The organism is Streptomyces sp. MnatMP-M17, assembly GCF_900091995.1.
Classification (GTDB): Bacteria; Actinomycetota; Actinomycetes; order Streptomycetales; family Streptomycetaceae; genus Streptomyces.
Window position 1 is genome coordinate 1 of sequence record NZ_FMDK01000424.1, and the last position, 8,195, is coordinate 8,195.

At 70.9% G+C, this 8,195-nt stretch carries 7 protein-coding genes; 3 read left to right on the forward strand and 4 right to left on the reverse strand.

Features of this window, described 5'->3' with window-relative positions; translation table 11 throughout:
• Positions 1–152 precede the first annotated feature (152 nt).
• Positions 153–1,322 carry an elongation factor Tu gene (tuf, locus tag GA0115259_RS19355; RefSeq protein WP_093598597.1) on the forward strand — a complete coding sequence of 390 codons (1,170 nt, stop codon included), beginning with the start codon at positions 153–155 and terminating at the stop codon, positions 1,320–1,322.
• Positions 1,323–1,438: 116 nt separating this feature from the next.
• Positions 1,439–2,284 (forward strand): spermidine synthase, encoded by an 846-nt coding sequence (locus tag GA0115259_RS19360; protein WP_093598600.1) that lies wholly within the window; start codon positions 1,439–1,441, stop codon positions 2,282–2,284.
• Positions 2,285–2,360: 76 nt separating this feature from the next.
• On the opposite strand, the gene GA0115259_RS19365 is transcribed toward GA0115259_RS19360, so the two are convergent.
• On the reverse strand, positions 2,361–3,068 hold the full coding sequence (locus GA0115259_RS19365) for an RraA family protein (RefSeq protein WP_093598603.1): 708 nt from the start codon (positions 3,066–3,068) through the stop codon (positions 2,361–2,363).
• A gap of 258 nt (positions 3,069–3,326) precedes the next feature.
• On the opposite strand from GA0115259_RS19365, the gene GA0115259_RS19370 reads away from it, so the two are divergent.
• Positions 3,327–4,367, forward strand: coding sequence for an alcohol dehydrogenase catalytic domain-containing protein (locus GA0115259_RS19370; protein ID WP_093598605.1), 1,041 nt, complete (start codon positions 3,327–3,329; stop codon positions 4,365–4,367).
• A 146-nt stretch (positions 4,368–4,513) separates the two neighbouring features.
• On the opposite strand, the gene meaB is transcribed toward GA0115259_RS19370, so the two are convergent.
• From meaB to GA0115259_RS19385, 3 genes are all read right to left on the reverse strand, one after another.
• Positions 4,514–5,521, reverse strand: coding sequence for a methylmalonyl Co-A mutase-associated GTPase MeaB (gene meaB / locus GA0115259_RS19375; protein WP_176732593.1), 1,008 nt, complete (start codon positions 5,519–5,521; stop codon positions 4,514–4,516).
• Between the two features lie 4 nt (positions 5,522–5,525).
• On the reverse strand, positions 5,526–7,829 hold the full coding sequence (gene scpA, locus GA0115259_RS19380) for a methylmalonyl-CoA mutase (RefSeq protein WP_237540209.1): 2,304 nt from the start codon (positions 7,827–7,829) through the stop codon (positions 5,526–5,528).
• A partial coding sequence (locus GA0115259_RS19385; RefSeq protein ID WP_370748185.1) for a cobalamin B12-binding domain-containing protein occupies positions 7,829–8,195 on the reverse strand: 367 nt, incomplete at its 5' end. The genes scpA and GA0115259_RS19385, both read right to left, overlap by 1 nt.

Genomic DNA, 8,195 nt, shown 5'->3' on the forward strand with positions numbered 1-8,195 from the left:
GCGGCTCTGGCCGCGGCTGCCCTCGCAGCCGCCTCGGCGCCCGTCGACGGCGCCCGAAGCTGACCCTTCCCGGATCGTCCGGCGGACCCCGCAGGGGGAGGGTCGGCAAGGCCCCGGGGTCCCTCTCACGCTTCGAGTTCCTGGAAGGAACCATGCCCAAGACGGCATACGTGCGCACCAAGCCGCATCTGAACATCGGCACCATGGGCCATGTCGACCACGGCAAGACCACACTGACCGCCGCGATCACCAAGGTCCTCAGCGACCGCGGGACCGGCACGTTCGTACCGTTCGACCGGATCGACCGGGCTCCGGAGGAGGCCGCCCGCGGGATCACCATCAACATCTCGCACGTCGAGTACGAGACGGACACCCGGCACTACGCGCATGTGGACATGCCGGGCCACGCCGACTACATCAAGAACATGGTGACCGGCGCCGCCCAGCTCGACGGCGCGATCCTCGTCGTCTCGGCGCTCGACGGGATCATGCCGCAGACCGCCGAGCATGTGCTGCTGGCCCGCCAGGTCGGTGTCAACCACATCGTCGTCGCCCTCAACAAGGCCGACGCGGGCGACGACGAGCTGACCGACCTGGTCGAGCTGGAGGTGCGCGAACTGCTCACCGAGCACGGCTACGGCGGCGACGCGGCGCCCGTCGTCCGGGTGTCGGGGCTGCGCGCCCTGGAGGGCGACCCGCGCTGGACCGCGGCCGTGGAGGCGCTGCTCGACGCCGTCGACACCTATGTGCCGATGCCCGTCCGGTACACGGACGCGCCGTTCCTGCTCCCGGTGGAGAACGTGCTCACCATCACCGGCCGCGGCACGGTCGTCACCGGCGCCGTCGAGCGCGGCACGGTGCGCGTGGGCGACCGCGTGGAGGTGCTGGGCGCCGATGTGGAGACGGTGGTGACCGGTCTGGAGACGTTCGGCAAGCCGATGGAGTCCGCCGAGGCCGGCGACAATGTCGCGCTGCTGCTGCGCGGAATGCCACGGGACGCGGTGCGCCGCGGCCATGTGGTGGCGGCGCCGGGCAGTCTCGTACCGAGCCGACGCTTCACCGCACAGGTGTATGTGCTCTCCACACGTGAGGGTGGCCGCACCACTCCGGTCGGCAGTGGGTACCGGCCACAGTTCTATATCCGTACGGCGGATGTGGTCGGTGACATCGACCTGGGCGAGACGGCCGTCGCGCGTCCCGGCGACACGGTCACACTGACCGTGGAGCTGGGCCGTGATCTGCCGCTGGAGCCGGGGCTCGGCTTCGCGATCCGTGAGGGCGGTCGTACGGTCGGCGCCGGTACGGTCACGTCGCTGCTCTGAGCCTCGCTGCTCCGAGCCCTTGGCGCCGAGCCCTTGGCGCCGAGGGCCCGCGTCCGTCTTCCCTGTACGGGAGGGCGGGCGCGGGACCGTATGCGCGGACGGCGCACAATGGGACGGTGAACGAGCCGATCCCCGTCATCCGCGCCGTGGACAGCGGCACCGCGAAGCTGCTGCCCGATGTGGACCGGGAGCGGGCCTGGCTGCTGACGGTCGACGGAGCGCCGCAGTCGTATGTCGATCTGGACGATCCGGCACATCTGGAGTTCGAGTACGTACGGCGCCTCGCCCATGTGGTCGACTGCGCCGCCCGGGACGGCGAGCCGCTCACCGTGCTCCATCTCGGCGGCGGTGGCTGCACACTGCCACGTTATGTGGCCGCGGCCCGGCCCGGCTCGGCGCAGTGTGTGGTGGAGGCCGACGCCGGGCTGCTGGCACTGGTCGCCGAGCGGCTGCCGATACCGGACGGCAGCGGCATCACCGTACAGAGCGCGGATGCCCGCCAGCGGCTCGAAGCCGCGCCCGCGCGCTCGGTGGATGTGCTGATCGCGGATGTGTTCGGCGGTTCCCGGGTGCCCGCGCACATCACCTCCGTCGAGTACGCGCGGGAGGCCGCGCGGGTCCTCGGGCCCGACGGGATCTATGCCGCCAATCTCGCCGACGGCGCGCCCTTCGACTTCCTCCGCTCCCAACTGGCCACCTTCGCGGCGGTCTTCGAGGAGCTGGCCCTGATCGCGGAGCCGGGCGTGCTCCGTGGCCGGCGCTTCGGCAATGCCGTACTGGTCGCCTCGCAGCGCCCGGTCGACACGGCCTCGCTGGCCCGCCGTACCGCGTCCGACGCCTTTCCCGCACGGGTCGAACACGGCGCGTCGCTACGGCGGTTCATCGGGAGCGCGACGGCGGTACGGGACAGCGGGGCGGTGCCCTCTCCGCGACCGCCGGAGGGCGCATTCAGCATCGGCTGAGGCGCGGGGCCGCGCGGAGCCGACCGGGCCGGCCAGGGCGACCGAGTTGCCGTAACGCGCGGTCACTCCTCAGCGGTCACTCCTCGATGGCTCCGCCCACGGCCCGCAGATGGTCGCGGAAGGTCAGGGAAGGCGTCTGCCGACGCGCGGCGAGATAAGTGTCGAACCGCACCTGGCTGCGCAGGGACACACCGGAACGGATGCGCTCGGCCTGGCGCCGCTCGGTGTCGCGGATGCTCTCCGCGAGCGTGAAAAGGTCCTCGGCACGGTCGGCCGGTACGAAGAGCACACCGTCGTCATCACCCAGGACCAGATCCTCGTGACCCACCGTCCACTCGCCCACGGTGGCGGACTCCACCGCGCCCTCGGAACGGGCGTCCAGGCGCTGAGGGCCGGTCGGCGTCGATCCCGCGCTGAAGACCGGCAGTCCGATCTCGCGGATGTCGGCGGTGTCGCGGTGCAGTCCCCAGATCACCACGCCCGCCAGCCCTGCGGCACCGGCCTCCAGCACGACGAGATCGCCGACACACGCCTCGTCGGTCCGTCCGCCGTTGTCGACCACCAGCACATCGCCGGGCGCGGCCTGTTCGAACGCCTCCAGAAAGATGTCCACACTGCCGGCATGGCGGGCGGGAGCCACCCGGCCCACCACCCGGCCGCCCGGTACGACGGACCGTACGGCCGGTGGCGCACAGCGCACGGGCACGCGTGCGCGGATGCAGGCGTCGGCGACATGGGCGGTGGTCAGCGTCGCGAACCGCTGCCGGAGCTTCTGGTGATCCATACGGTGTCCCCTCTGGCATACGCGCATGTCCGTGGCCCTCGAATCCCTGGCGTCGTGGCCCTCGGCGGCGGCTCCCAGCCTTTCACGGCGTGACCTGGCCGGACACCCGTGGGGCACGGCCTGGAATGCGGCGGGAGCCACCGGGACGGAGACTGGAATGACCGGTCCGCGCCCGCGAGCAGACACACAGCGCGCATATCGACATGCCCACCGACATGCCTACACCTCATGCATGCCCACACGTAATGGGGGCCAGTGATGACCAGCACCAAGACTCGTACCTACCGCGCCATGCAGGTCGACCGGCCGGGCGCGGCCCCGCATCTCGTCGAGAAGGAGTTCCGCGAGCCCGGTCCCGGCCAGGTGCGGGTCGCCGTCGAGGCCTGCGGCGTCTGCCACACCGATGCCGTGATGATCGAGGGCGGATTCCCCGGAGCGCCGTTCCCGATGGTCCCGGGCCATGAGATCGCCGGACGCATCGACGCCATCGGTGACGGTGTCGAGGAGTTCGAGAAGGGACAGCGTGTCGCCGTCGGCTGGTTCGGCGGCAACTGCGGCCACTGTGTGGCGTGTCGTGACGGTGACGCCATCAACTGCGCCACTCTCCAGACGCCGGGCCTGGCCTATCCCGGCGGCTACGCCGACACGGTCGTGGTGCCCGCCTCGGCCCTGGCCCGTATCCCTGACGGCTTCAGCTTCGTGGACGCGGCGCCGATGGGCTGCGCCGGTGTCACCGTGTGCGGCGCGCTCAGCCGCAGCGCCGCCCGTCCCGGCGATCTGGTCGCCATCATCGGCGTCGGCGGACTCGGCCATCTCGGTGTGCAGTTCGCGGACAAGATGGGATTCGAGACGGTCGCCATCGCACGCGGAAAGGACAAGGAGCCGCTCGCGCGCGAGCTGGGGGCGCGCCACTACATCGACAACCGGAGCCAGGACGTCGCGGCGGAGCTGAGGGCCCTCGGCGGCGCCAAGGTGGTCCTCAACACCGCGACCAACAGCAAGGCGGCGACCGACACCCTGGACGGGCTGGGCCACCGCGGCGAACTGATCGTCATCGCACTCCATCCGGAACCGCTCCAGATCAGCACGATGCAGTTGATCACCGGTACACGCAAGGTGTACGGCCATGCCTCCGGCACCTCGCGCGAGGTCGAGGAGACCCTGCGCTTCGCGGCCCTCACCGGTATCCGGCCCATGACCGAGGAAGTACCACTCACCGAGGCCGGCCCGGCGCTGGACAAGATGCTCGCGAGCAAGGCCCGCTTCCGCATGGTCCTGACCTCGGGCCCGGGCCACTGAGACGTCACGCGGGAAGCCGTCACGCGGGCGAAGCCCGGTGCCCCGGCCGCTCTGCACCGACTGACCGTAAACGCCGGACGGGCTTGGCGGGTGCCCGGGCCGGGCGGGAAACCCCGCGTCCGGGCGGGAGGGCGCACCGAGCCACCTCAGCCCGCACCACGGCCCACCGCCGGGAGGCGCAGCGTCTCGATGATCCGTTCCGCCGCCAGCGTCGCCGTCAGCGTTCCCTCCCGTACCTCCCGTTCCAGCGTCGGCGTCAGCTCCCGTACGCCCGGGTGCTCGCGCAGTCGGTCCAGGATGTGGTCGCGGACCATCGACCAGGTCCAGTCGACCTGCTGGTCGCTGCGCTTCCTGGACAGGCGGCCGTCCGCGCCGAGGACCGCCCGGTGCTGTTCCAGCCGCTCCCACACCGCGTCCAGCCCCGTACCCTCCCGCGCGCTGCAACTCAGCACCGGCGGCGTCCACGCCGCGTCCACCGGATGCATCAGCCGCAGCGCGCCCGCGAGTTCACGCGCGGCGGAGCGCGCGTCGCGTTCGTGCGGGCCGTCGGCCTTGTTGACGGCGATGACGTCCGCCAGTTCCAGCACGCCCTTCTTGATGCCCTGGAGCTGGTCGCCGGTACGGGCGAGGCTGAGCAGCAGGAAGGAGTCGACCATATTGGCCACCGTCGTCTCGGACTGGCCGACGCCCACGGTCTCCACCAGGACGACGTCGTATCCCGCCGCCTCCATCACGATGATGGTCTCCCTGGTCGCCTTGGCGACGCCGCCGAGCGTGCCCGCCGTGGGCGACGGGCGTACGAACGCCGCCGGGTCCACCGCCAGTCGCTCCATCCGTGTCTTGTCGCCCAGGATGGATCCGCCCGTCCTGGTGGAGGACGGATCGACGGCCAGCACCGCGACCCGGTGGCCGAGGCCCGTGAGCAGCGTTCCCAGCGCGTCGATGAAAGTCGACTTGCCGACACCGGGCACACCGCTGATCCCGATCCGGCGCGCCTTCCCGGAGTGCGGCAGCAGCTCGGTCAGAAGCTGCTGGGCCAGCCTGCGGTGGTCGGGCCTGGTGGACTCGACGAGGGTGACGGCACGGGCGATGTACGAACGGGACCCGTCCAGCACGCCCTTGACGTAACTGTCGATGTCGATCCGCGGCGGCACGCGCTCACCGCCCGCCCGCACCGTACGCCGCGCCCTCGGCGCCCCCTGCGCCCCCGGCGCCGCCCGCCCCGTACCCCTCATGCCCCAGCGACTCCCCCAGCGCACTCAGCAGATCCCGCGCCGCGTCCGGAATCACCGTGCCCGGCGGGAAGACCGCCGCCGCGCCCGCACGCCGCAGTTCCTCGATGTCCTGCGGCGGGATCACTCCGCCGACGACGATCATGATATCCTCGCGGCCCTCCGCCGCGAGCTGTTCGCGCAGCGCCGGTACGAGTGTGAGATGCCCGGCCGCCAGCGAGGAGACGCCGACGATATGGACGTCCGCCTCGACCGCCTGCCGCGCCACCTCGGCCGGCGTCTGGAACAGCGGGCCGACATCGACGTCGAAGCCCAGGTCGGCGAAGGCCGTCGCGATCACCTTCTGGCCGCGGTCATGGCCGTCCTGCCCCATCTTGGCCACCAGGATGCGCGGACGGCGTCCCTCGGCCCGTTCGAATTCCTCGACCACGGCACGGGTGCTCTCCACGGCCGGGGAGGTGCCTGCCTCGTTCCGGTACACACCGGAGATCGTACGGATCTGGCCCGAGTGACGCCCGTACACCTTCTCCAGGGCGCCCGAGATCTCACCGACCGTGGCCATCGCGCGGGCCGCGTTCACCGCGAGCGCCAGCAGATTTCCCTCAAGGCCGGCGCCGGAACCCGCGCCCCCGGGACCCGCCTCCGCCGCCGCCGTAAGCGCCCGCAGCGCGTCCTGGCAGGCGTTCTCGTCCCGCTCGGCGCGCAGCCGCCGCAGCTTCTCGATCTGCTGGGCCCGCACCGAGGAATTGTCGACCTTGAGGACATCGATCTGCTCGTCCGAGCCGCTCTCCACCCGGTACTTGTTGACACCGATGACCGGCTGCCGCCCGGAGTCGATCCGCGCCTGCGTACGCGCGGCGGCCTCCTCCACCCGGAGCTTGGGGATTCCCGCGTCGATGGCCTGCGCCATACCGCCCGCCGCCTCGACTTCCTCGATGTGCTGCCAGGCGCGCCGCGCCAGGTCGTACGTCAGTTTCTCGACGTACGCGCTGCCGCCCCAGGGATCGGTCACCCGGCACGTGCCCGACTCCTGCTGGAGCAGCAACTGCGTGTTGCGGGCGATACGGGCCGAGAAGTCGGTGGGCAGGGCCAGCGCCTCGTCCAGTGCGTTGGTGTGCAGCGACTGCGTGTGGCCCTGGGTGGCGGCCATCGCCTCCACACAGGTGCGTGTGACGTTGTTGAAAACGTCCTGCGCGGTGAGCGACCAGCCGGAGGTCTGTGAATGGGTGCGCAGCGAAAGCGACTTGGCGTTCTTCGGATCGAACTTCTTGACCAGCTTGGCCCACAGCAGCCGGGCGGCCCGCAGCTTGGCGATCTCCATGAAGAAGTTCATGCCGATCGCCCAGAAGAAGGAGAGCCGCGGCGCGAACGCGTCCACGTCGAGCCCCGCGCCGAGCCCGGCGCGCAGATACTCCACGCCGTCCGCGAGGGTGTACGCCAGCTCCAGATCGGCCGTCGCGCCCGCTTCCTGGATGTGATAGCCGGAGATGGAGATGGAGTTGTAGCGCGGCATCTTGCGCGAGGTGTACGCGAAGATGTCGGAGATGATCCGCATCGAGGGTTTCGGCGGATAGATATAGGTGTTGCGGACCATGAACTCCTTGAGGATGTCGTTCTGGATGGTCCCGGCCAGCTTCTCGGGCGGTACGCCCTGCTCCTCGGCGGCCACGATGTAGAGGGCGAGTACGGGCAGTACGGCGCCGTTCATCGTCATCGACACGCTCATCCGGTCCAGCGGGATGCCGTCGAAGAGCTGCCGCATGTCGTAGATGGAGTCGATGGCCACGCCCGCCATCCCGACATCGCCGGTCACCCGCGGATGGTCGCTGTCGTAGCCGCGGTGCGTCGGCAGATCGAAGGCGACCGACAGGCCCTTCTGTCCGGCGGCGAGATTGCGCCGGTAGAAGGCGTTGGACTCCTCGGCGGTGGAGAAGCCGGCGTACTGCCGGATCGTCCAGGGCTGATTGACGTACATCGTCGGGTACGGGCCGCGCAGATACGGCGCGATGCCCGGATACGTGGCGAGGAAGTCGAGGCCCGCCGTGTCCTGCGCGGTGTAGAGCGGCTTGACGGCGATGCCCTCGGGCGTCTGCCAGACCAGCTCGCCGTCCGCGCGGCCGGTCCGCTCCTTGATGGCCGTACGCCACTGGTCCTCGGTGACCGCGGCGCTGTCACCGGGTCCCGGGCCGGTCTCGGACAGGCCGATCTCGGTGAAGTCGGGGATCGCCATCACGCCACTCCCATCCGGTCGAGTACGGAGGTGAGGACGGCGACCGCGTCGCCGCCCGCGACGACGAACTCGTCCACTCCGGCCTCCAGATATGTCTCACGGTGCTCGCCGGGCCGGCCGGCGAGAAAGACCCGCAGCGCGCCGGCGGACTTGAGCGCAGCCGCGACGGGCACGGCGTGCTCGGTGTAGAGCGTGTCGCTGGAGCAGAGGCAGGCGACGGACGCTCCGCTGCGGGTGAAGGCGTCGGCGGCGGTGTCCGCGTCGACCGACACCGGCTCGTGGACCGGTTCGATCCCGCCGGCCTGGAAGAGACTGGCGGCGAAGGTGGCCCGTGCCGTGTGCGCGGCGGCCGGTCCGAGAGCCGCC

Coding starts and splice junctions, on each gene's coding strand:
- tuf (WP_093598597.1), top strand. CDS start 153: ATGCCCAAGACGGCATACGTGCGCACCAAGCCGCATCTGAACATCGGC.
- GA0115259_RS19365 (WP_093598603.1), bottom strand. CDS start 3,068: ATGGATCACCAGAAGCTCCGGCAGCGGTTCGCGACGCTGACCACCGCC.
- scpA (WP_237540209.1), bottom strand. CDS start 7,829: ATGGCGATCCCCGACTTCACCGAGATCGGCCTGTCCGAGACCGGCCCG.
- GA0115259_RS19370 (WP_093598605.1), top strand. CDS start 3,327: ATGACCAGCACCAAGACTCGTACCTACCGCGCCATGCAGGTCGACCGG.